Origin of the sequence: Taibaiella soli, from assembly GCF_003236175.1 — a bacterium.
Taxonomy (GTDB): Bacteria; Bacteroidota; Bacteroidia; order Chitinophagales; family Chitinophagaceae; genus QKTW01.
Map to the genome: position 1 here is coordinate 122,237 of NZ_QKTW01000015.1, position 24,597 is coordinate 146,833.

General features: G+C 43.2%; 20 protein-coding genes. 7 read left to right on the forward strand and 13 right to left on the reverse strand.

Annotated elements, in window-relative coordinates:
- Window positions 1-99: 99 nt before the first annotated feature.
- Together DN068_RS22505 and DN068_RS09695 are read right to left on the reverse strand one after the other, a co-directional pair.
- The gene (locus tag DN068_RS22505) at window positions 100-342 is read right to left on the reverse strand and encodes a helix-turn-helix domain-containing protein (RefSeq protein WP_110998711.1); all 243 of its coding nucleotides are present in this window, start codon (window positions 340-342) and stop codon (window positions 100-102) included.
- A 79-nt stretch (window positions 343-421) separates the two neighbouring features.
- Window positions 422-2,614, reverse strand: coding sequence for a TonB-dependent receptor (locus DN068_RS09695; RefSeq protein WP_110998712.1), 2,193 nt, complete (start codon window positions 2,612-2,614; stop codon window positions 422-424).
- Window positions 2,615-3,036: 422 nt separating this feature from the next.
- Here DN068_RS09695 and DN068_RS09700 point away from each other — a divergent pair, with 422 nt between their 5' ends.
- The gene (locus DN068_RS09700; protein WP_110998713.1) at window positions 3,037-5,040 is read left to right on the forward strand and encodes a T9SS type A sorting domain-containing protein; all 2,004 of its coding nucleotides are present in this window, start codon (window positions 3,037-3,039) and stop codon (window positions 5,038-5,040) included.
- A gap of 83 nt (window positions 5,041-5,123) precedes the next feature.
- Here DN068_RS09700 and DN068_RS09705 read toward each other — a convergent pair whose 3' ends face one another.
- Window positions 5,124-5,456, reverse strand: coding sequence for a hypothetical protein (locus DN068_RS09705; RefSeq protein WP_110998714.1), 333 nt, complete (start codon window positions 5,454-5,456; stop codon window positions 5,124-5,126).
- Window positions 5,457-5,657: 201 nt separating this feature from the next.
- Here DN068_RS09705 and DN068_RS09710 point away from each other — a divergent pair, with 201 nt between their 5' ends.
- The 3 genes from DN068_RS09710 to DN068_RS09720 all read left to right on the forward strand — a co-directional run bounded on the left by DN068_RS09710 (window position 5,658) and on the right by DN068_RS09720 (window position 8,817).
- Window positions 5,658-6,665: an AAA family ATPase gene (locus DN068_RS09710; RefSeq protein WP_110998715.1), complete on the forward strand. Its 1,008-nt coding sequence runs from the start codon at window positions 5,658-5,660 to the stop codon at window positions 6,663-6,665.
- Window positions 6,666-7,054: 389 nt separating this feature from the next.
- Entirely contained in the window at window positions 7,055-8,326 is a 1,272-nt protein-coding gene (gene serS / locus DN068_RS09715) for a serine--tRNA ligase (RefSeq protein WP_110998716.1), read from the forward strand.
- A gap of 53 nt (window positions 8,327-8,379) precedes the next feature.
- Window positions 8,380-8,817, forward strand: a complete 438-nt coding sequence (locus tag DN068_RS09720; protein ID WP_165836341.1) for a DUF4293 domain-containing protein — start codon at window positions 8,380-8,382, stop codon at window positions 8,815-8,817.
- A 79-nt stretch (window positions 8,818-8,896) separates the two neighbouring features.
- Here DN068_RS09720 and DN068_RS09725 read toward each other — a convergent pair whose 3' ends face one another.
- The 7 genes from DN068_RS09725 to DN068_RS09755 form a co-directional block, all read right to left on the reverse strand.
- Window positions 8,897-9,331, reverse strand: coding sequence for a hypothetical protein (locus tag DN068_RS09725; RefSeq protein ID WP_207798894.1), 435 nt, complete (start codon window positions 9,329-9,331; stop codon window positions 8,897-8,899).
- Window positions 9,332-9,539: 208 nt separating this feature from the next.
- A complete protein-coding gene (locus tag DN068_RS09730) occupies window positions 9,540-10,832 on the reverse strand; it encodes an aminopeptidase P family protein (RefSeq protein ID WP_110998719.1) in 1,293 nt (430 codons plus the stop codon).
- Window positions 10,833-10,942: 110 nt separating this feature from the next.
- Complete coding sequence (gene ychF, locus DN068_RS09735; protein WP_110998720.1) at window positions 10,943-12,040, reverse strand: redox-regulated ATPase YchF; 1,098 nt, start codon at window positions 12,038-12,040, stop codon at window positions 10,943-10,945.
- Between the two features lie 174 nt (window positions 12,041-12,214).
- Window positions 12,215-12,949, reverse strand: coding sequence for a lysophospholipid acyltransferase family protein (locus DN068_RS09740; protein ID WP_110998721.1), 735 nt, complete (start codon window positions 12,947-12,949; stop codon window positions 12,215-12,217).
- Window positions 12,946-13,419, reverse strand: a complete 474-nt coding sequence (locus DN068_RS09745) for a hypothetical protein (RefSeq protein WP_110998722.1) — start codon at window positions 13,417-13,419, stop codon at window positions 12,946-12,948. Before DN068_RS09745 ends, DN068_RS09740 begins: the two co-directional genes overlap by 4 nt.
- A 155-nt stretch (window positions 13,420-13,574) precedes the next feature.
- Window positions 13,575-15,485: an LTA synthase family protein gene (locus DN068_RS09750; protein ID WP_110998723.1), complete on the reverse strand. Its 1,911-nt coding sequence runs from the start codon at window positions 15,483-15,485 to the stop codon at window positions 13,575-13,577.
- A 190-nt stretch (window positions 15,486-15,675) separates the two neighbouring features.
- On the reverse strand, window positions 15,676-16,215 hold the full coding sequence (locus DN068_RS09755; RefSeq protein ID WP_110998724.1) for a YfiT family bacillithiol transferase: 540 nt from the start codon (window positions 16,213-16,215) through the stop codon (window positions 15,676-15,678).
- A gap of 171 nt (window positions 16,216-16,386) precedes the next feature.
- Here DN068_RS09755 and DN068_RS09760 point away from each other — a divergent pair, with 171 nt between their 5' ends.
- The 3 genes from DN068_RS09760 to DN068_RS09770 are packed head-to-tail and all read left to right on the forward strand — an operon-like array spanning window position 16,387 to window position 18,955.
- The gene (locus DN068_RS09760; protein ID WP_110998804.1) at window positions 16,387-17,034 is read left to right on the forward strand and encodes a hypothetical protein; all 648 of its coding nucleotides are present in this window, start codon (window positions 16,387-16,389) and stop codon (window positions 17,032-17,034) included.
- 43 nt (window positions 17,035-17,077) lie between these two features.
- Entirely contained in the window at window positions 17,078-17,383 is a 306-nt protein-coding gene (locus tag DN068_RS09765; RefSeq protein ID WP_110998725.1) for a winged helix-turn-helix domain-containing protein, read from the forward strand.
- A 54-nt stretch (window positions 17,384-17,437) separates the two neighbouring features.
- Window positions 17,438-18,955 carry a DUF4153 domain-containing protein gene (locus DN068_RS09770; RefSeq protein WP_123985298.1) on the forward strand — a complete coding sequence of 506 codons (1,518 nt, stop codon included), beginning with the start codon at window positions 17,438-17,440 and terminating at the stop codon, window positions 18,953-18,955.
- A gap of 87 nt (window positions 18,956-19,042) precedes the next feature.
- On the opposite strand, the gene DN068_RS09775 is transcribed toward DN068_RS09770, so the two are convergent.
- The 3 genes from DN068_RS09775 to DN068_RS09785 form a co-directional block, all read right to left on the reverse strand.
- Entirely contained in the window at window positions 19,043-20,209 is a 1,167-nt protein-coding gene (locus tag DN068_RS09775) for a DUF3298 and DUF4163 domain-containing protein (RefSeq protein ID WP_110998727.1), read from the reverse strand.
- A 72-nt stretch (window positions 20,210-20,281) separates the two neighbouring features.
- Window positions 20,282-23,623, reverse strand: a complete 3,342-nt coding sequence (locus DN068_RS09780) for a vitamin B12-dependent ribonucleotide reductase (RefSeq protein WP_110998728.1) — start codon at window positions 23,621-23,623, stop codon at window positions 20,282-20,284.
- Window positions 23,624-23,896: 273 nt separating this feature from the next.
- The gene (locus DN068_RS09785) at window positions 23,897-24,481 is read right to left on the reverse strand and encodes a hypothetical protein (protein WP_123985299.1); all 585 of its coding nucleotides are present in this window, start codon (window positions 24,479-24,481) and stop codon (window positions 23,897-23,899) included.
- Window positions 24,482-24,597 lie beyond the last annotated feature (116 nt).

A 24,597-nucleotide genomic window follows, 5' to 3' on the forward strand; every position in this document is an offset into this window, starting at 1 on the left:
ATACTGCAAAGTTAATTCATAACATAAACATACTGTTTGTCAATCCATTAAGCCAGAATAAAAGAACCCGCAAAAACTGCCAATTTGTCCACGCACGCTCTAAAGCTGAATATTAATATCACCGAAGACGCGAAAATGAGAGATTTCCAATATCCGGGCAATACGCATAATCTGGTTCAGGTCGCAGGTTTTTCGCTCACCGGCTTCAATGCGGCGATAACTCCGGATATCGATTTTTAATTTGGCCGCCATTTCTTTTTGGGAGATGCGTTTACTTTTTCTCGTTTCTCTGATTTGTTTTCCGATATGTTTATAACCCATACCTGTCAAAGCGCAAATCATGTGCCAAAAAGTGAATAAAATATAAAAGCGGCGAAGATTGTCTTATTTCAATCTTCGCCGCTTTCTCCTAATAAAGGATTTACCATTTTATATTCAGCCCCAGAAGCCAGTTAGTACCGGCCTGCGGAAAATAATAATTCTGCGTTGTGAGACTGCCGCCAGAGATATAGCTATAAGTATAGCCATTGCTTTCATACTTTTTATTGAAAATATTATTGATAGCAAGTGTCAGACTCAATTCTTTAAACGGACGAAGTTTAATGCCATAATGCAAACGAACATCACAAGTAGTATACGGATCAATACTGCGGGCTGCGTTGCTTGTATTGTCGAGATACTGACGACTCACATATTTGCCCATAATATCGATACCGAAATCTGTTTTATGAAATGGCGTAAAACCTGCACCTGCAGCGGCAATCGTAGCCGGTGAAAATGCGATATCTGTGGTACCGTGATTCACGACAGTTTGCGTGCCGTCGTCATAATTATCTATATACTCTGTAAAATCTTTGATCTTGTTTTCGGAGAAGGTTGCATTACCATGAAGCTTCAGCCAACTTAAAGGCAACCACGCACCCTGCAATTCTACACCGGAACGATAGCTTTCAGGAACATTGGTTCGGGTATAAGCGCCTACATCATTAATTTTTCCTGTAAGGATGAGTTGATCTTTGTACTTCATATAATAAAGGTTGGCGGAAGCAGTCCATTTACCCTGATTGATTTCATAACCGCCTTCCAGATCATACAGATGTTCTGGCTTAGGCAAGCTAGCGGCGGCAGCTTCAAAATCGTTTTGATTTGGTTCTTTATTGGCAACCGCGTAAGAGAGATACAATTTCTGGCGTTGTGTGGTTGTTTGGCGCAGCAAATAAGTGAATCCAACTTTCGGGTTGAAGAAATTATAATTGACCGCCGGTTTCAAATCCGGATTGGTCCGAAAACCATTGATGAAATAAGCCACGTTGCGGTATTGCAATTCACCATATGCAATCAGTTTTTCGCTGAAAGTATGCTGGGCTTTGAGATAGAAGTTAAGATCGTTCTTTTGTGCATCGTGCGTATACCATTGGTAGTTGTCCGGCACGTTGAATTGTGCCCAGGTAATATTGCCATAATTCTTTCCTTCATATTGTGACCAAACGCCACCAAAAGTGATCTGCGTGTTTTTCTTTTCATACATCAGCGAGAACAAGCCACCGTAATAGTAATTATCCAACCATAGCTGACGAATCATGTCGGTAGCATGTACGGTATCATTTGGTGCTGGTATATAATCGGGCAAACCATAATCAGCATAAGCCTGATCCGTTTTATATTCTTCATAATAACCACGACCGCGCGTCAGGAATAAACCCGCGTGCAGTGTGAGCGCTGAATTAAACTTATGATCTCCGAAAAATTGATAATAGTCCTGCTGGTAATTATCTGTTTGATTGTTATAGAACGAACCATCCGCCTTTTGTCCGAGCTCGTTGTATGTGCGGTTTGTAGCAAGCGAATCCTGCGGCACACCGTTCCATGCCTGACCTGTCTTCTCCTTGCCAGTAAGCAACATAAAATGGAACGATGTTTTCTCACTGGCTTTCCAGCCCGCGAGAATCTGCAAAGACTTCAGATCACTGGCAGAACGGTCGATATATCCGTCGGAACTTATTTTAGACAATCGCACATCAAACTGCAGACCGTTAGATAACAATCCCGTTCCGGCACTTACTGTATATTTCTGCGTATTAAAAGAGCCATAACTAAAATGGCCTTCCGCACCTGCTTCTTCACGCTGTCCCATAGTGCTTAAACTCATGGTGGCACCAAACGCACCGGGACCATTTGTAGAAGAACCTACACCGCGCTGGATTTGTATAGAACTTGTAGACGAAGCCACATCAGGGAGATCTACGAAGAATGCACCCTGAGATTCTGCATCATTCACTGGCACACCATTTAGCGTTACGTTGATCCGGGTATTATCCGTACCACGAATTCTCAAAGTAGTATAACCGACACCGGCACCAGCATCAGAGGTGGTCACCGCAGACGGCGTATACTGTAACAAATATGGCAAATCCTGTCCCAGATTGTTTTTTTGCAATTCCTTGCCCGAGATTTCCGTTTTGGCGAATGGCGCATCGTTGCCGGCCCGCAAACCACGAACATCCACAGATTGGAGCTGTTGTGTTTTAGATAAAAAACTGGAGTCTGCCTGTTGTGCAAATATGACCGGAGCGCACAAAATGCCGACACTTGTTAGCAGTAAAATTTTATACATGATATTTTATATGAATACCTAAAAATATCAGGCTGCCTATCAAAAGCCATTACAGAAAGTGCATCGTCTCTAAAACCATTACCATCGGGGATTTTCAAAAAAAATAATTTCCCCGTAATGATTTTTTAATATCATGTTTCCCTAAATTGCAAGGGTTCGTATATATGCGAGTGATGTACTTTTTGAGATTTGAGCTGATTAATTTTATTTCCTAACCAGCATTACCTGGTCAAGGTTCAGCGGGTATGATCTCAGCCTGTACTTTATTAGGCACCCCGAACAATTCTATTTTCCTATCCGAACTGTGACACAAAGATAAGGACATAAGTCCTTACGACAATTTTGTCTTGAAATCGTTTTGTTAATTTAAAATATTCGTTAATTTCGGCAACCTTTAGTCAATCTAAAAAATAATAGAAACAATGAAAAAAGTTTTATTCTCAATCGCCTCGCTGGCACTGGCAAGTTCAGTATTTGCACAGTCTCCAAGAATGCAGCTGCTTGAAGAGTTTACAGGCGAGACTTGCGGCCCATGCGCAGCAACAAACCCTGGCTTGAACGCGCTTCTGAACGCTAACAAAAGCAAAATTATCGCGGTTAAATTCCAAGTGCCTATTCCAACTACACCAAATGCTCAGTCTCTGTACGGCCAGGCTCAGGCATACATCATGCCGCGTGCGGCTTTTTACAATGTACCTTTCGCACCTTATGCTCGTCGCGACGGTATTGAAATCGCAGCACCAAGTGTAGGAAGCTACGGCCACCCTGCATATGTGACTCAGGCAATGATTGATCAGCACGCAGTAAGTGATGCGCCGTTCACAATGACAATGACGCACGCCCTGAATCCAACTCAGGATTCCATCACAGTTACTACTGTAATTAACTGTACAGGTCCTGTAAGTGCAGTAAACAACCAACTCCACCTCCGTCTGGCACTGATTGAAAAAGAAATCCACCTGGCGCAACAAACTGGTACCAACGGTGAAAAAGATTTCTACAACACCATGCGTAAAATGATGGGGGGTAACGACGGTCCTACTATTCAACAAACATGGACTGTAGGTCAAACTCAAACTTATGTAGTAAAAGAAGCTATCCCTTCTTATATCTACAACAAACACGAACTGGCGGTTGTTGGTTACATCCAAAACGACGGTGATACTACTGGCTCACACACAAGTGGTGCAGTCGCTGGTAGCCAAACTGCAGTTTCTATAAAACAAGCAGCGATCAGTAACCCTGCAGATTACGCTAGCATCATCGATATCTCTGGTGGTAGCTCTGCAGCTGTTCAATGTACTCCAAGCATCAACAACGTTGTAATCACCCTGCAAAACAGCGGTAACAACACACTGACTAGCGCAACAATTAAATACTACTGGGATAATCCAGCTACAGCAGTGTCTATTCCATGGACTGGTTCACTGGCACCAAATGCAACAACAACAATTTCAATCCCTGCATACACTGCTACTACTACTGGCACGCACGCGCTGTACGCGTTTGTTTCTCAGTCAAACGCCTACACATATCCAACCACTCAGCTCGCAAACTCTGAACTGAACGCTGGCGGATATATCGTGCTGGCTCCTGGTGCTGCTACTCCATTCGTTCAAAACTTCCAGACAGTTCCATTAGGTACACTTCCTGCTGCATGGACTGGTATTGGCTGGCAGAGCTACTATGCTACAACTGATACAACTACAAGAGCAATGGTATTCCCATTCTCAATAGCTTCTTCAGTAGGTTCTGTTTACCCAGTTTACATGGGTAGCTTCGACCTGTCTAGCATGACTACAAGCGGTGCAGCTTTCGATTTCGACAGAGCTTACACTACCTTCACTCAGGGTACTACAACTTTCTCTGACACAATCGGTGTTCAATTGTCTAGCGACTGCGGTACTACTTGGACAACTACATGGTGGAAAGGTGGTGATGATCTGAAAACAGCACCTCAGGCTAATGGCGCTAACAATCAGGCATTCATTCCAAGTTCTACTTCTCAGTATGTTCATGATGGTTTCAATATCCCATCTGCGTTCCTGGGTCAAAACAGTGTACTTGTTCGTTTCCTGGCTAAAACTGGCTACGGTGACAACGGTTACATCGACAACATCAACCTGCACAGCGGCGTTACTACTAACGTACCTACTGTAAACAATAGCATCTCTGGTATCTCTATCTATCCTAACCCTGCTACTGACGTTGCAACTGCAAAAATTACTCTTGCTGCTGCATCTCACGTAAGCATCCAACTGGTAGATATTGCTGGCCGTGTTATCGCTAACATCGCTGATCAAAATATGACTACTGGCGAACACACTGTAACTATCAACACTGCTAACGTAGCTGCTGGTCTTTACAACGTGAAATTTGTAACTGACAACGGTACTACTACTGAACGTCTGTCTGTAATCAAATAATCCAACTACAGAATAAAATAAAAATCCCCGCTCATCTGAGCGGGGATTTTTTTATTGCTGTACCGAAAGTGCGCAACAGAAAACTATGCTTCTTCAAAATAATGAATGATGCAGGCCTTCAATACTTCTTCCTGCTCCTTCATTCCCATTTTGGGCACCGGCTGCAATTCCGTATAATGTGGCCAGCCGTCTGCATCGATCCCTTCCAGTTCGTAATAATCAAGCTGACTAAGCAATTTACAGACTGCAATATGCATCAGGTCTTGCTTCTGCTCTTTACTGAATTTGCGGGGCGGCAGGTTTCCCAATTCGTTGATGCCTATTAAAAACAGGATTCCTTCCATATCGGGTACTTTCTCAAACCGTTCCTGTAGTTTATTTTCAACTTCTTTCCAGCGTTGTTCCAGATTTTCCATGCAAACAAAGTTAATGGTTGTTAAGTTGTTCTACTGTAAAGTTGTTTCGTTGTAAAATGGCGAAGTTTGTTTAATAACACGCCAACATTACGGTTTTACACCTTCATACCTCCTCAAGTTTTTAAAAAAAGTTAAAACCAAGTTTGTATCGTTTCCAATTAATGCTTAGTTTTTACTTTTGAAGCCTAAAAACATAGAATCATGGAGCACAATGCTTCTTCGACCGATATCAGAGAATTAAACGAACGGATCCACCAACAAAGTGCTTTTATCGATCTCCTGCAAATGGAGCTGAATAAGGCCATTGTGGGACAGAAACACATGGTAGAACGCCTGATGATCGGCCTGCTGGCAAATGGTCATATTTTGCTGGAAGGTGTTCCCGGTCTGGCAAAAACACTGGCTATTAAATCGCTGGCCTCTGCCATTCACGCACGTTTTGCACGTATTCAGTTCACTCCGGATCTTCTGCCGGCCGATGTACTGGGTACTATGGTGTACAATCCGCAGGAACACGTTTTCGCTGTGCGCAAAGGTCCGATTTTCGCAAACTTCATTCTTGCAGATGAAATCAACCGCGCCCCGGCGAAAGTACAGAGCGCCTTGCTGGAGGCAATGCAGGAAAGGCAAGTAACCATTGGGGATACTACTTACAAGCTGGATGAACCATTTCTTGTATTGGCCACACAAAACCCAATTGAGCAGGAAGGTACTTATGAACTGCCGGAAGCTCAGGTAGACCGCTTTATGCTGAAAGTAGTCATCTCTTATCCAAAGAAAGAGGAAGAGCGCCATATCATCCGTCAAAACCTGAACCCGCAAGGGGCTCAGAAGATCAATCCGGTAGTAACGCCGGAAGATATTCTCCGCGCGCGCCAGCTCGTTCGCGAAGTGTATATGGATGAAAAAATTGAACAGTACATTCTGGACATCGTTTTTGCAACGCGTTTCCCTGAAGAATATAAACTGAACAAGCTAAAACCATTGATCAACTACGGTGCATCGCCACGTGCAAGTATCAGTCTGGCGCTGGCTGCAAAAGCTTATGCGTTTATCAAACGCCGCGGCTATGTGATTCCTGAAGATGTTCGTGCGGTTTGTCACGATGTAATGCGTCACAGAATTGGTATTACTTACGAAGCAGAAGCAGAAAATATCAATAGCGAACAAATCCTGAATGAGATCCTGAATGTGGTGGAAGTGCCATAGTCAACTCAAAAGTCAAAATTAAAAAGTCAAAAGCCCGACGCTTAAACCATAACTGATTTATAAGCAGGTTTACGAACAGATTTGAAGAGGTTGTCGTGAGGCGACCTCTTTTCGCTTTTACGACGTGGCAATCTAATACCTACTATTTTTCTATGGCAATGCCAGGCAAATCTATGCCGAACACCTTTACCCTTCCAACCGCCATAATAGCTTTACGCTGTCTGCATTTCTTAACGCGTGCGTTACGTTAGGCCAGATGTGTTACGCAGGCTCAGGTTACGGCATTGACGTTTGACTTTTGACGTTTTCCCCATTCACCTTTGACCGTTCACCATTGCCCATCCAGACATCAGCGATTTGGTTATATTTGTAGCGATTAAACCATTTTTATGCTGCCAATACATTTATTCAGGCAAAACAAAGAACTGATAGTAGACGGATTAAAGAAGAAGAATTTTAAAGAACTGGAACTCGTTGACACAATCATCTCGGTAGATGAAAAGCGTCGCCATTTACAGTCGGAAAGTGATAATCTTGCAGCATCGATCAATAGTGCATCGAAAAATATAGGCCAGTTAATGGCCAAAGGCAATAAAGAAGAAGCGGAAGCGCTGAAAGCAGAAGTAAGCAATCACCGCGATAAAACTAAATTACTCGCAGCGCAGCTCGCTGATATTGAAACAGAATTGCATGACCTGCTGGTTCGTATTCCAAATATGCCGCATAGCAGTGTGCCTTTCGGAAAAACACCGGAAGAAAATGAAGTAGTTCGTCAAGGCGGATCTACTCCGGATCTTAGCGCGCAAAAGTTGCCGCACTGGGATTTGACTGCAAAATATAAACTGATCGATTTTGAGCTCGGTACTAAAATCACCGGTTCTGGTTTTCCGGTTTATATTGACCAGGGCGCACGTCTGCAGCGTGCTTTGATTAGTTTCTTCCTGAACTATAATATCGACGGTGGCTACAAGGAATATTACCCGCCGTATATGGTAAACGAGGCTTCGGCTTATGGCACGGGTCAGCTGCCAGATAAAGAGGGTCAGATGTATCATGCCACAGCAGATAATTTCTACTTGATTCCAACGGCAGAAGTTCCATTGACGAATATTTTCCGCGACGAAATCATCAGTGAACAGGAATTGCCGGTTAAAATGACGGCATATACTCCGTGTTTCCGTCGTGAAGCTGGTTCCTACGGTAAAGATGTTCGTGGTTTGAACCGCCTGCACCAATTCGATAAAGTGGAGATCGTACAAATCGTGCATCCTGATAAAAGCTACGAAACGCTGGAAGAAATGGCAGCGCACGTAGAGCACCTGCTGCAGCTGCTAGGCCTGCAATACCGTGTTTTGCGCCTCTGCGGTGGCGATATGAGCTTTACATCCGCACTTACCTACGATTTCGAGGTATATAGTGCCGCGCAGGAACGCTGGCTGGAAGTGAGCTCTGTCAGCAATTTCGAAGTGTACCAGACAAACCGCATGAAGATCCGTTTTAAAGACGGTGGCAACAAAGCGCAGCTGGCACACTCACTCAACGGCAGCTCTCTGGCATTGCCAAGAATTATGGCCTGCTTACTGGAAAATAACCAAGCTCCGGAAGGCATTCATATTCCAGAGGTACTTCGCCCTTATTTCGGAAAAGCAATTATTAACTAAACATCAAATCAAAAAGCCTGATGCCATCGTCAGGCTTTTTTAAAATACTTACTATGATACAAAGAATACAAACCGTTTGGCTGCTTCTGGCCATGCTCATCAACGCAGTGTTGTTCAGAATTGATCTATACACTGCACACATCATTCAAAATGGAACGGACACTACTACCGCCATCAATGTCACCAACTACTACCCTTTGCTGATTGTTGCGGCACTGATCACGATACTTCCGTTATTTGCCATTTTCCTGTTTAAGAATCGTAAACAGCAGAAAGGCTTAATAACACTCAGCGTTGTCGCTACGATCGGTTTCATTGCCTTAACTATTATGCGTGTCGGTAATCTGAACAATGCCACCCCACCTGCTACAGGCGGCGCTTATAGCGTACTGGCGGTATTACCGGTAATTTCCCTTATCTTCCTTTTCCTGGCGATGAAAGGCATCCGCAAAGATGAGAAGCTGGTGAAATCGCTCGATCGTCTGAGATAAAAAACAACTGCGATATTAAAAAGAAGAAAGGCTGAATTAAAAATTCAGCCTTTTTTATAGAAGAGATTCCATTGATCCATCAGCAGTCATTTGCTGTATAAGTAATTTCCATTGCAGCGATAAAATGATCCACGAGCGTAAAGATGATCTGAGTCCCGCTGTCGCAATCATATAGCGTAATATATTGTGTTCTTGAATTGGCAAAATCGTTATCATTTCTAATATCGAGATTCTGATAGTCATAGGCTGCCAGCAGCTGCGCTTTAGTACAACCAATACCAATACCGGCCGGTGTTTTCTGCTTCGTGTTATTTGAATAAATATTGCAGAGGTAGGCTATTGGTTTATCCTGGTTAAAAGAATAAGAAAACAATAGCCGGTAATTTTCGCCATTACGTTTGATCGTAAGTGTGTCTTCGTAAGTGTAATCCGCGCGCCTTTTCTTTAAGCGAAGTTTTGTTTTGAGCGCAGCGGCAACCTCTTTGGGTGTAGCTCCCAGCTTTAACGGACCCATTCTAAGCGTAGAGATTCCTTGAGCATTCGTTTGAGAACAAACTCCAAAAATTACGGCTAACGAAAAGACAAATTTCTTCATTGATTTATAGACAAACAAGTTGCTTGTTATAGATCAAATTCCATGCCAAACGAAAGGGAAAATTTCTTCTATAAACAAAAGAGACTGCCTTAAAACAAGACAGTCCCTTTTGTTTATTTCGTTACGCTTATTTGCGTTTCATTGCAGCTTCAATCTCTTCTACTGTCATCGGAATACCTTTGAACAAATCAATGTTTCCGGTCTTCGTAAGCCAGTAGTTATTTTCAATACGAATGCCCATTTGTTCTTCCTCAATGTAGATACCAGGCTCAATCGTAAATACCATCCCTTCTTTCACTGGCTGATTGCGTGTACCCAGATCATGTACATCCAAACCAAGATGATGGCCGATTCCATGATAGAAATACTTGCGCCAGGCCGGATTTGCGGGATCCTGATTTTTGATATCTGCTTTAGAGATCAGACCGATTTTGATCAGTTGTTTCTCCATTTCAGCATTCACTTTGTTGATATAATCTGCGTAGTTGATGCTTGGTTTCAGGATAGATGCACAGTACATATGCACCGCCAGACAAGCGTTGTAGACTTCTTTCTGACGTTTGCTGAATTTACCATTTACTGGAATGGTGCGGGAAAGATCTGCATTGTAGTTGCCATATTCTGCGCCAAAATCCATCAAGATCAATTCGCCATCTTTACATTCCTGGTTGTTGTCTACGTAATGCAGTACGCGCGCGCGATCGCCTGACGCGATGATGCAGCCGTATGCATGACGTGTAGCACGATTGCGCAGGAACTCATGTGTGATCTCTGCTTCAATCTCATATTCCATCACGCCCGGCTTGATGAATTTCATCACGCGATCAAACGCTTTGCCCGTAATGTCAATGGCCGTTTTTAATACCTCTACTTCTTCTTTCGTTTTAATCGCACGAACTTCTTTCATGATGCGCGCAGCACGATCGTATTGGTGCAATGGATAACGTTTCATGAAATCGTGTACAAACAACAGATCCAAACGTGGATTCTCTGTATTCAGACGATCATTTTCATTGGTGTTCAGATAAACCGTATCCGCATGGTGCATCCACATATGCAGTTGCGCTTCGATACTGTCAACATACTGTACGTTCTGAATGCCAGAAATTGCAGTCGCTTCTTCTTTACGCAGCAAATGACCATTCCATTTTTCCAGCATTTCGTTCGGGCGCTGTACTACCAATACCTCACGTGAAGATGCGTCGGCATTATCCGGATACAGGATCACCATTGTTTTTTCCTGCACAATACCTGAAAGCCATACTACGTCAGAGTTTGCCTTGTAGTTGTAAACAGCATCACCGTTTTCCAGCAGTACAGGATTGGCTGGAAAAATGGCAATGGAATTCGGCTTCATTTTTTTGATGAAACGCTGACGATTTTGCGTGTATAACTTCGATGGTATTGGTAAGTATTTCATTTTATTAAAAAGGTTAGCATGAACTTGTTGATTCGTAAAGATAAGGAGTAAGGCAGCAGAATAAATAAGCCGGAAATAAAAATCCCCCTGTAAAAGGGGGATCGTATCTTTTAAACATTAAAGCGGAAGTGGAGCACATCGCCGTCGGCCACTATGTATTCCTTTCCTTCAATCCGCAGCTTTCCGTTTTCGCGGGCAGCTGCTTCACTGCCATACTGTACATAATCATTGTAACCGATGGTTTCTGCTTTAATGAACCCTTTTTCAAAATCAGTGTGAATCACACTTGCCGCCTGTGGCGCTTTCCAGCCGCGGTGGATGGTCCACGCACGTACTTCCTGAACACCCGCAGTAAAGTAAGTGATCAGATTCAGCAATTGGTAAGCAGCGCGAATCAAACGGTTCAGACCTGGTTCTTCGAGGTTGTATTCTCCTAGGAACAGCGCTTTATCTTCTTCGCTTTCCATTTCAGAGATCTGCGCTTCGATAGAATTGTTCATTACAATTACCTTAGCACCCTCTTCTTCACCAGCTTTCACCAAAGCTTCTGAGTATTTGTTGCCTGTATGAATAGCAGATTCGTCTACGTTAGCAACATAAAGAACTGGTTTCTGCGTCAGCAAAAAGATATCAGCGATTGCTTCGAGATCTTCACCTTCGAGTTGCAGACCACGGATGTTTTTACCCTCACCCAAATGCGCCTGACAACGTTGCAATACTTCCAGATGACGTTTTGCTTTCGGATCGTTTTTCGCCATTTTCTCTACGCGCGCCATTTTCTTTTCTACACTGTCCAGATCTTTCAGCTGCAGTTCTGTATCGATGATTTCTTTATCGCTTACCGGATTGATGGCGCCTTCTTCACGAAGGATATTCTCATCTTCGAAGCAACGGATCACGTGTACGATTGCATCTACTTCGCGGATATTCGCCAGAAATTTATTTCCGAGACCTTCGCCTTTGCTGGCACCTTTTACCAGACCGGCGATGTCCACAAATTCAATTGTAGTTGGCACGATGCGTTGTGGCTGAACGAGTTCTGCCAGTTTCGCGAGGCGTTCGTCCGGAACATCCACCTGCCCTACATTGGGTTCTATGGTACAAAAGCGATAGTTTGACGCCTGTGCTTTGGCGCTATTACTTACCGCATTAAAAAGCGTTGATTTTCCTACGTTTGGAAGTCCTACGATACCTACTTGTAAGGCCATGAGTATTTATTAAAATTTGCGCGAATTTACGCATTTACGTTGATAGGTTGATACGTTGAAATGTTGACAGGCCCCGTCATTCTAATAAACTATTGTTTTACAAGGCTATACGACACTATTATTAAGAAGAAATCAGTGTATCGTTCCCACATTAGGTATCAACGTATAAACGTATCAACCTTTCAACCTCACCAGCTCCGCCGCCATCAATTGCTTTAAATGCTCTTTCAGAACGGGGATATCAGCGTGTGTATAGCCGTCTACCGAAATGGGATCCATATAAACGACACGGTTTTTGCCCGGCCAGAGTTTCCACCAGGCGCTGTAATGCCAGCGATCTACGGTATCGGGAAGCAGAATGGGTAATAATGATGTTTGTGCATTAATGGCGAGACGAAATGCGCCGTCGTAAAAGTCTTTGAGCGGTTCTTCGGTTTCGTTGAAAGTACCTTCCGGAAAAATGAGCACGCTACATTCGCGCTTCAGCGCGCGCCACATGAGACGCATACTTTTTGCACGACTATATGCACTACTTCTGTCTACCATCAATACAATCTGTTTGTAGATAAAACCAACGACCGGAATTTTCGAAAATTCCTTTTTACCTAATGCGCGGAAATAACCGGGAACTGCCGGGAAAATTACAATGGCATCGATATAAGAAATATGATTGGCAATGACCACATACTTTCCTGCCGGTGGCCGTTTCTTTGACCGGCGCATCGGCATACCGATCATCACTAACCAAAGCTTCGCCCAATTGCGGATGATCCACCAGATGGCTTTTCTTGCTTTGCTGTTGTTGCCGATAGCAATGAGTGCAAACAGGGGAAATGCAAGAAGGACGCTCATCACAAAAGTAGAGAGCGCCCATATCGTATAAAAAGGTTGAACTATTTTACGGATCATGCACCAACTGTCATGCCAGGAAACATCGGACGACCTATGGCTTCACGGGAAGGCCAAGGAATGGTAGCCATGATAATGATGAATGCGATGAGGGTAAACCAAAACATTTTTTTGAATTTGGTTCCATCTGCAACATTCTTTTTCGTAGCAGCGTAGCCAATGTGTACTAAAACAATGGCGATAATCATACCGACTGCATGCTCCAATGCAAAGAAACGCTGTGCCGGTAATTTCATGAATTCACTGCCGCTTGTCAACACATTAAACCAGCCTTTCATAAAATAAAGTGCCAGGCCGAGCAACAATTGGATATCACAACTGATCATTAAAAACATTGCGGTTTTCTTATCGCCTGCGGTAAATGCTTTTTTGCCGCTCATGCCGCTGAAACCTTTTATCAATGTAAGCAGGGCGAAAATAAGTACGACCCAGCGCAGCAGATTGTGTAGATGTAATAATCCTGTTGCCATAATGTGTGTTTTGGACGGCTAAAGGTACACTAAAAGTCAAAAAACCTTTAAGTCAAAATTAAAAAGTCAAAAGTCAAAAAACACACTGCAATGAAACCATGCACGAGTTGAAAGACACAATACATGTTTTGACTTTTGAATTTTGATTTTTGAATTTATTGAACCCAGAGTTGGTTTCTGTTTAGTCCGTTGCGATAGCTTTGAATAAAGGCCTTGAGATAATCTAGCTGATGTTGCGTCATAGCTTGGTTGGCATGCAGTTGATTGTTTTGATAGAGACTGTCTTGCGGAAGCTCATACAAAGCCGTGGGATTGGTTTCTACTGATTGCAGCAAATAACCATCGCTCAGCCATTGATAAACCCCGTCTATGAAATTGATGGTATAACGATGCTGTGCCGGACGAAAAATGCTGTTGCCATAAGCGAAGAATTTTTTATCGTAACCAAGATAATCCATCACCGAAGGGAAAATATCGATTTGCTGCGTGAGTGTATCTATGTGACCACGCAAAGAGCTATCACCAGGTGCGTAGAAAATAATCGGAATCTCATATTGCCCCATCCCTTTCTGGTGATCTGAGAATGCAGTTGTCGGCGAACAGTGATCAGCCGTGAAGACGAACAGCGTGTTATTGTACCATGGTTCTTTTGCGGCAGCTTCAAAAAACTTACGCAACGCCATATCAGTATAACCAATACACTGATGAATCGGAATGGACCCTTTCAGGAAAACATTTTTATACTGCGCCGGAATATTAAATGGCGGATGCGAGCTCAATGTAAAAACCGTTGCCATAAACGGCGGTTTCATTTTATTGATGCCGCGTTCAAAATATTGCAGAAATGGTTCGTCCCAAATTCCCCAATTACCATCATAATCCTTTTCGTTATTGTACTCCGAGCGACCATAATATTTTTCATAACCCGCGGCTGCGCAAAACACATCGAAACTCATGGTACCATTTGTTCCGCCATGATAAAATGCAGTATTGTAGCCTATTTCATGCAGGGTATTCGGCAAAGCCGTCAATCGGTTGGCACCATAAACGGAAGTCGTGATTGATTCATCCATCAAAGAAGGCACGCCGGAAATCACTGCTGGCACGCCTTCGGCAGAATGTAATCCATTGGCATAAGCATTCACACAAACAAGTGAATGTTGCATAATGCTATCCAAGAACGGCGTGTAACTGGTATGGCCACCGATGCCTGTAAACTCTTTTGAAAAGCTCTCGAGAATGATCAGCACCACATTTTTTTGCTGCACCGGACGACCACCATACTGCTTTATCGGGTCAATATATTTAGACAATTCCTGATCAGGAAAGAAATGAACATCTGGCAATTTATCGTTCTGAAACGTAGTAATAATGCTAAACGGAGTGTTCAACACTATCGGCGCATATTTACTTTCAGTTACCTGCACTGCATTGCGGACGCCAATCGGCACGTACTGAAAACCACCACGGATTGCAACTACTGCAATTCCTGCAAAAAGTATCAAACGCACAAACTGCCAGAGCCCCATGATCCAGTACATGGAAAGATCAAACGATTTTTCGAGTGGCGTTTTCTTTACAATCTTTTTATTGAGTTTAATCAGAACAAACCATAGCCCTACCCAGGCCAGCGGCACATACCAATAGTCAACCAGAAAACGTGGCAGCAGCGACCAGAAGTCACCTTTGCGTCCCACCATGTTGAGCACATCGGCAGTAGAACGTTTGAAGTTAAAAGGATAATAAGCCCAATCACTTAATTCAAAACCAAACGTCAATCCGTTTACAATGACGAATAACCACTGTGTGAATTTTTCCCATCGCGGCATTTTCCAGATTGGCACCGGCAAAAGAAAAAGCAGCATATACAATCCATTGACCGCAAAAATTGCAGACAAATCATAACGGATCCCATAAAACGCCAGTTCCAGAAAGCCCGAAAAGGAAAGGCCTCCGAAGTGTTTTATATTAACGAGCGTAAAAAAACAACGACTCAGAAAATAGCAGCACAAGAGTAAAATTATCTGCAACACCAGCCGCCGGACAGGCGTAAATATCTGCCTCATGAATGTTCTGCTTCAGTTAAAAAATCTTCGCGGTCATTCGCGATTCATCGCTCTTCTTGAGCTTTTGTTTTGGTAAGCGCGAAATCAGATTGCCACGTCGTCGTACTTCCTCCTCGCAATGACCCGCATTATGTATTACACAACGGCTGTATAACAGCGCGGGCAATTATCGAATTGTCTCATTATCGTATTACCAATTATTCCGCTCCCGCATCTGGCGGATCTGTTCCATATGATGACGGCCATGCCATGCATACTGGCTGGTCATCTCCCATATTGGCACCAGTTTGTTCTGCTCCAGATGAAAAAACGAACGTTTCCAGTCATCTTCCTTCAGATTCTTCAATACCGCTACCCAACGGAGATGCAGTGCATGCAGCAATGTAATGGAAACATTTACCGGTACTCTATAAATATCCTGCAATTCAGCCCAAAGATCCTGATCATATGGTTTAATCACGGGATTTTCCTCAGTCAGCGCCAGCTTCAGCCGGATATAAGCATTCGCATGACTATCGGCCAGATGATGGATGATCTGAATACTGTTCCATCCTCCCAAGCGGTATGGTTGTTTCAGCTGCGCTTCGTCGAGATTTTCAATACAATAATCCAACCATTTAGGCAATGCTTCAATGGCTGAAATCCAAAAGTTCAACTGTTTTTCGTCGTAATTATCCGGCGCGGTATAGATACCAATCGGATATTGTAACTGTGAGAGATTTTCCTCCATAAACGGAATAATTAATGCAAAAATAAGATTCCTGGCATTGAAGACGTTTTACTTTTTTATCGATAGAAAACAGCTGTACAGGAACTTATCGAAAGCTTTAACATTTTCGGTCCAACAAAATATTTGGAATTTGAAGAAACAAATAATTACTTTGTATTTCAAAGTGCTTTTATGTCGGAAGAACAAACACTCGATGCGTTAAAAGATATACGTACCATGATGGAGCGCAGCAGTCGCTTTATCAGCCTCAGCGGCTGGAGCGGTATAGCAGCGGGCGTTTGTGCGCTGGGCGGCGCAGCGGTAGCTTATCCTTATGTGAAAGGCGATTATCAGAACCTTGTGCCTTCTAATGCTGCAACCGCGCAGATGGTCAACCGACATTCGATTTCCGGCATTATTTCGCACCCGTTGTTTTTGATTGCAGCCTGCACTTTTATCGCAGCGTTTATTACCGCATTTATTTTTACCTATATCAAAAGTCAGAAAGAAAACATTCCTATCTGGGGTAAAACTTCTGCACGATTGCTCATCAATGGCGCAATTCCATTGGTAACCGGCGGGCTCTTCATCATCCGTTTGCTGCAGATGAGTTATTTCGGACTGGTGGCACCTGCCTGTCTTATTTTCTACGGATTATCTTTGCTCAACGCTTCCAAATATACTTACCGCGAAATCCGCTGGCTTGGCATCGCCCAACTGATACTTGGATTACTGAGCTGCTGGAATATCGGTTACGGAATTTATTTCTGGACCATCGGATTTGGTGTAATGCATATTGTGTACGGCGCCATTATGTGGTGGAAATACGATAGGAACTAACCGACAAACCCTAATTTCTGAAACAAAAATCCAGTGTAAGACGATGGCCGGGAATGTTGACATTTCGAACCTTAATAAAATATTTGATAATCGGATCAGGCTCGGTATTATGAGCGTGCTGATGATCAATGACGAGATCAGCTATAATGAGCTGAAAGAATTGCTGCAGGTAACGGACGGCAATCTGGCCAGTCACCTGAAAGGACTGGAAGAAAGCGGTTTTGTGAAAGTGCAGAAGGGATTCATCGGGCGTAAGACCAACACAACCTATAGTATTACCAAAGCTGGCGAAAAAGCATTCCGTCAGCACCTGGACGCATTGGAACAAATGATCCGTAAAACGAAGTAAAATTTTTTTTGCCTTTAAACTTTGAATTTCAAAGTACTTTTTAAACATAAAATCATGAACATTTATTTGAAACGCCTTTTGCTGGTTATTACCGGCGCACTGACATTCAATATTGTCTTCTGGGATGAAAAATTAGCGCTGAATGCAGTTCTGTTTGATGCCGTTTTGCTGCCATCGTTATTGATGCTTTATCCTGAAGCAATAAAAAAGAGAAATGTACAGGTGCTGCTATTAGGACATCTTATTTCGCTTGTAGCCATACTGTATCAAAATACGGACCTCAGTAAGATTACCTATTTCTTTACATTATTTTTACTGACGGCATTTGTGCAATACAACCACCGCTCAGCATGGTACGCAGCTGGCTCCTATCTTTTCAATTTCGTATTCCTGCCCTTCAGTTTATATCTCGATTTCCGAACCATCCTGGAAGGAAGGAAAAAGAAGCCGATGAAGTCTCGTCTGCTCCGGATTATGAAATTGTCAGTTATCCCTATTGCGCTGCTTATCATTTTTATCATGTTCTATACCGCTGCCAATCCCGTGTTTTCAGATTTGTGGAATAATCTTACTTACAAATTGCAAAGAGCACTCAATTACTTTTTTGAAATCATCAGCTTTGCGCGGATCTGCTTTTTTCTATGGGGCATGTATCTCACTGGTTCTATTCTGGAACGCGTGCAAAATCAATATTTCAGTAAAAAGGACATGGTCCAGGAAGATGTGCTGCAAAGAATCAGAAAACGTCACAAGGATATTTTTGGCGAACCATTAAAAAATCTCGCATTGAAAAATGCAAACACCATTGGCGTTTTAAGTCTCACGTTATTGAATGGATTGTTGTTTGTCGTGAATTGTATCGACATCGATTTTGTATGGCTGCATTATTCTTTCGACCCGAATAAACCACTTTACAAATTGGTACATGAAGGAACGGAAATGCTGATTCTTTCTATCTTCTGCGCGATCGCGATTTTACTGATTTTCTTCAAAGGCAACCTCAATTTCTACAAGAAAAATAAATGGCTGAAATACGGAGCGTATGCGTGGATTATTCAAAACAGCATTCTTGTCATTTCTGTTTTGCTGCGCGATTATTACTACATCAAATATTATGGATTGGCCTACAAACGGATCGGCGTGTTGGTATTTCTTTTTATGGTGCTGGTAGGATTGATTACGATGTTCTTAAAGATCTACAACAGAAAAAGCACCTACTATCTTTTCCGCGTGAATGCATGGGCCGGCGTTTGTCTGTTGGTGATCGCAAGTTGTATTCATTGGGATGAAATGATTGCACGGTACAACATCAGGCATGCACATGAAGTAACACTCGATTACGCATTTCTGTTTAGTCTTTCGGATAAAGTATTGCCAACACTTGAAGAGAATAGAACAACGCTGTTTGGAAACAATCCCAGCGATCAGGGCGACTGGCAGGGAATATTGCGTGTGAGAATAAGAGACTTCCAAACCCGTGAACAAACTTATTCCTGGCTTTCCTGGAACTGCTCTGACGCCTATGTTTCCAATTATTTAAGCAAAATGAATCCAGCCCCTGTAAACCGTTAATATCGTTGATGTGAGTGGTGAGTGGTCAGTTGTGAGTTTCTTTGGGACTGTCGACAATACCGAGCACTCACAACTGACCACTCACACTTATAATTTCATCCGTTTCTTAAACTCCGGCTTTAATAAATTACTCAATTTCGAATACGGAATAAACAAGTCACTCTCACCAAAAGCATACGCTGCAATTTCGTACGGCACATAATGGAACGTAATGCCGGTGTTGGTGACGTATACATTTCCGTTAGCATCGATCTTGTCTACCAGCAAAGACTCGCCCAGCTTTTGCTTGGCAGGTATGTTAAACAATGATCTTGCTTCGGTTTCGAGCAAAGCAGAAAGCGCTGCCGAATCAACAGTCATGATATCTTCCAGTTTCCATTCTTTCTTGTTGACAAGATCGAGATTGAGATAAGAACTTCCGTAATTACCGTGTGCGCCTCCTTCATAACTGCTACTCGTGTTCTGCAATACCAGCCAGCCATCTTCATTAAAAATTACGTTGAATACTGAAGCACTGTAATAATTCAGGCTTGCATTTTCTGAAGTAGAATCATACAATTCACCGGCATCAGATCTGTAAGAACCTGCATATTCCTGAATTGATCTTTTGATGCAGGATTTTATATCTGTCTCATGCATTGAATCACAACCAAGCACGTTCAATAATGTCGTTTTTACAAACGCGGCATCTTCTTTATTAGCATCTTCAGCTGGCAGCAGCAGCGTAAAACTTATATCCGCTGATGGCGTTCCTTTTTTTCCGGGAAACAATGCTAATGAATCCCGATCGCTATACACTTCTAACGGCATGCTTCCGGCCGGGAGTTCTGTTTTCAGATCTATATCATACGTTTTCTTTCCGTCCGCACTTAACCATTTCCCTTTTATAGCACCGTTTGTAATCGTTGCATTCCAGTGTGCGTTTGCAACATCGCCCTTACCCACTTGTTCTTCAACCGTATAATTATTTGTTCCGGTTGAATCCTTGACCACATAGACATCAATAGAGCGACCTTGCTTCACATAATAATAGTTGCCCATAAACGAGCCGTTATCCATTTCCACAAGATGCATCACTACAGGCTGTCCTGCGATCGTTCCAGAAAAACGTCTGTATGAATTAACTGGCATCGGCGCATCCGCATTTGTATTTTCTACTGCAGCGCTTTGCGTACCAGTGTTTCCTTTATGATTGTTATTACCGCAGCTTGCAAGCAGCATTCCCGCAAGCAGCAATGTCGTAATTCGATTCATAGCTTGATTTTGTTTACAAAATAAAACCTGGCAACAATTGTGCCAGGTTTCAAAGTTCTGCTTTTTATTGGTTTAACTGCACCCGGTTGTAGTACCACAATTCGGACACATATAACAAGTACCATTTCGTAGCGTGATGTTTCCGCAGTTACGACAAGCAGGAGCATCGGCACTGGTTCCCATCATTTTTTTGATATCGGCTGTATTCTGTGCAACGGTTACTGGTTTGGGAACCATTGATGTTTGCGGCGGTCTATTTGCCGGTTGCGGAGCCGTCACTCTTACTTGCGACAATTGCTGCTGTGCGGCATTTTGAGTATCGCTTTCTCCCGTCTCATCCATTCTGTGCGGATCCGGAACATGCACCAGGTCTACCCTATCGAGATATTCGTAAGCGAGCACACGGAAAATATAGTCAAGTACGGAAGTCGCATTTTTGATGTTCGGATGTTCTACAACCCCTGAAGGTTCAAAACGAGTGAAGATGAATTTATCAACATATTCTTCTAACGGCACCCCATATTGCAAACCTACCGAAACCGCTATAGCGAAGCTGTTTAGCAGACTTCTCATCGTAGCACCCTCTTTGGCCATATCAATAAATATTTCGCCGAGTGTAGCATCTCCATATTCACCGGTACGCAGGAATAGAGGTTGTCCGCCTACTTTTCCCTTGAACGTATATCCTCTGCGTTTCGCTGGCAATTGTTTGCGTTCTACAATACGGCTCAGCTGGCGTTTCAGTTGTGTATCCGGACTTTCCTGCACGCGTTTATTCACTTCCTCCAGTAATTCATCGATTGTGAGCTTGCCCATATCAACGATATTGCCCGCATTAATACTTACACTTTCTTCTTTCAATTCTTCGGAAGAAACATCTGATGTTTTCTTTTTCTTATCGCTTTTATTACTTAGCGGCTGACTCAATTTTGAACCATCACGATACAATGCACAGGCTTTCAAACCCAGCTGCCAGCTTAAATAATAGCAGTCCTTAATCTCATCCACCGAGGCTTCATTTGGCAGATTGATCGTTTTGGAAATCGCACCGCTGATGAATGGCTGAACTGCACCCATCATACGAATATGGCCATGAGCATGAATGTATCGTTCTCCGTTTTTACCGCATTTATTGGCACAATCAAATACCGGCAAATGTTCTTCTTTCAAATAGGGCGCGCCTTCTATCATCATGGTACCACACACATAATCGTTTGCCGCTTCTATTTCTTCGTCGGTAAATCCTAATTCATGCAGCAGCGAAAATTCCATATCATAATACTGTTCTGCTTTGAATCCCAGCCGTTGCAAACATTCTTCGCCGAGCGTATACACGTTAAAAACGAAACTCACTTCGAATGCGCTTTCTACAGCTGTGTCCAGTTTTTTTAGTTCTTCTGCGATAAATCCTTTTTCACTCAGACTCTGATGATTGATATAAGGCGCTCCGCCGAAGTTGCCGTTGCCTTTTGCATATTTCACAATCGCATCTGCTTCTTCGGGTTTGTAGCCCAGATTTTTCAATGCTAAAGGAATCGATTGATTGATGATCTTGAAATACCCGCCACCCGAAAGCTTTTTGAATTTCACCAACGCAAAATCAGGCTCAATGCCGGTTGTATCACAATCCATCACCAAACCTATCGTTCCCGTAGGCGCAATTACAGTTGCCTGCGCATTACGATAGCCAAATTGCTCACCAAGTTGCACCGCCTCATCCCAGGCTTTTGTGGCCGCTTTCAGCAAGTAAGTCGGACAGTAACGTGCATTAATACCGTTTGGTTTTATCTCAAGATCTTCATACGCTTCTGTTGCGTCATAAGCCGCAGCTCTGTGATTGCGCATTACACGCAGCATATGCTTTTTGTTTTCCTGATAACGCGGAAATGCCCCTAAACATTCCGCCATTTCAGCAGACGTTTTGTAGGCAACACCATTCATAATTGCTGTAATTGCTCCCGCAATCGCACGCGCTTCTTCACTGTCGTAAGGAATACCGCTTACCATCAGCATTGACCCAAGATTCGCAAAGCCTAAACCCAGCGTGCGGTAATCATAGCTGAGCTGAGCCACTTCCGGTGATGGAAATTGCGCCATCAACACAGACACTTCCAGCACTACCGTCCAAAGACGTGTCATGTATTCAAAGCCTTCCACATCAAAGCTGTTATCGCTTTCATTGAAGAAACGACGGAGATTGAGTGACGCCAGATTACAGGCTGTATTGTCGAGGAACATGTACTCTGAACATGGATTAGAAGCGCGTATTTCGCCACCTTCCGGACAAGTATGCCATTCGTTGATTGTAGTGTTGTATTGTGTACCAGGATCCGCACAACGCCATGCGGCGTAGGCGATCTTTTCCCAAAGCTCTTTAGAAGCAATTTTACGCATCACACGGCCATCCGTGCGCGCCGTCATTTCCCATTCTTCATTATTTACAAGCCTGCGGAAAAACTCGTTTGGAATACGTACAGAGTTATTAGAATTCTGACCTGAAACTGTTTTGTACGCTTCTCCTTCATAATCGGAAGAATAGCCCGCGGCGATCAATGCAGCGACTTTCTTTTCTTCTTCTACTTTCCAGTCAATGAAATTGATCACTTCAGGATGATCAAGATCAAGGCAAACCATTTTTGCAGCACGACGTGTGGTACCACCGCTTTTAATGGCACCAGCCGCACGATCTCCTATTTTCAGAAAACTCATCAACCCGCTGGAGGTACCGCCGCCACTCAGTTTTTCGCCTTCTGCGCGAAGGTTGGAATAATTGGTACCGACACCAGAACCGTATTTAAAAATCCGAGCTTCACGCACCCAGAGATCCATGATACCGCCATCGTTCACCAGATCGTCTTCTACACTCAAAATGAAACAAGCATGCGGCTGCGGACGTTCATAAGCGTTTTGTGAACGCTCCAGTTTACCACTTACCGGATCTACATAGTAATGACCTTGCGCTTTACCATCTATCCCGTAGCTATTGAAAAGGCCGGTATTAAACCATTGTGGCGAATTCGGTGCGCAGCTTTGATGAAGAATACTATACACGAGCTCATCATAAAAAATCATTGCATCCTGCTCGGTTGCAAAATAGCCATAACGGCTACCCCAGCTTTTCCAGCAATCTGCAAGGCGATGGGCTACTTGTTTGATGGAAGTTTCACGGCCTAATGTTCCGTCTGGTTGTGGAACGCTGGCTTTACGGAAATATTTCTGCGCAAGTATATCTGTTGCAATTTGCGACCAATGACCCGGGACCTCCACGTTGGTCATCTCGAATACCTTTTCTCCGTTGGGATTTCGAATCACAGAGGTGCGGTAATCGTAAGTAAACATGTCATACGGACTGATGCCGTCGCTGGTATAGTGCCGCTGAAATGACAACCCTTTTTTGGAAGTATTTGCGCTCATGAAAATCGAATTTAGAAGTGGAAAATGTGGGCGATGTGTTCTCTACGAATTTATTCAAATCGTACATGAGTTCCTAGGAGAAGAAACTAACCGAGTGTGGATAACCTTGATAACTTATTATAATACAAAGTTATGCCTATTACTCTAGTTTTCCTCTTCCGAAAAGTTAAGATTGAAAACGCGTAATTAATTAATAAACAATTAATAACATCACGCTAGCGAATAAGAGTGATGATGCTTTGGCACAACTTAACGACTTAAAAAAATGCGCTTCTATGGCAACAAAACCGGGCCTAAAAAATGAAACCAAAACAGATAACCTGCGATTGAACCCAGCATTCCGAAGATGATAAACGAAAGGCGTTTTTCCTTTTCCAATAAACGGAAAACAGTTATGCCGCAAGCAAGCATTCCGATGACACCGAATAGTATTGAAAACACAAACGGTTTATCAAATAACTGAAGAGATGCTCTTTCCTCGTCCGAAACAAAAGCATTTTTATACCAGTACGGTTTAATAAACAAATCTGCAACCCACACGACAATTTCTCTGCTCCAGAAAAACGAAATAGCCGCGAGTAAAACTTCCTGATTACGAATTCCTCTTCTGCAATTGCGGGACAACAATACAAAGCCAACACTTCCGATCAGGATATTGACAAACGGTCCGGCGAGACCTTTGATTAAATCCCAGGCTTCGCTGTTGTTCCGACAACGATAATAATTGGTCCAGCCATAGTGAATAATAGCCCCGCACCCAGCCATAATTGCGGCGAGTGCATGCCCGCATTCATGCAAGAAGGTGCCGACTGTTGTGAAACAAAAGAAAAGAAGGAAGGTTTGCTTTTTGATGTTCATAAAGGCAACGCTTGCAGTAAATATCTTAAACCAGAATCAGTTCTCATAATTCAGCATACAACAACAAAAAGGGAGCCATTCGGCTCCCTTTCATTCATTACTATTTGGATGGTGAA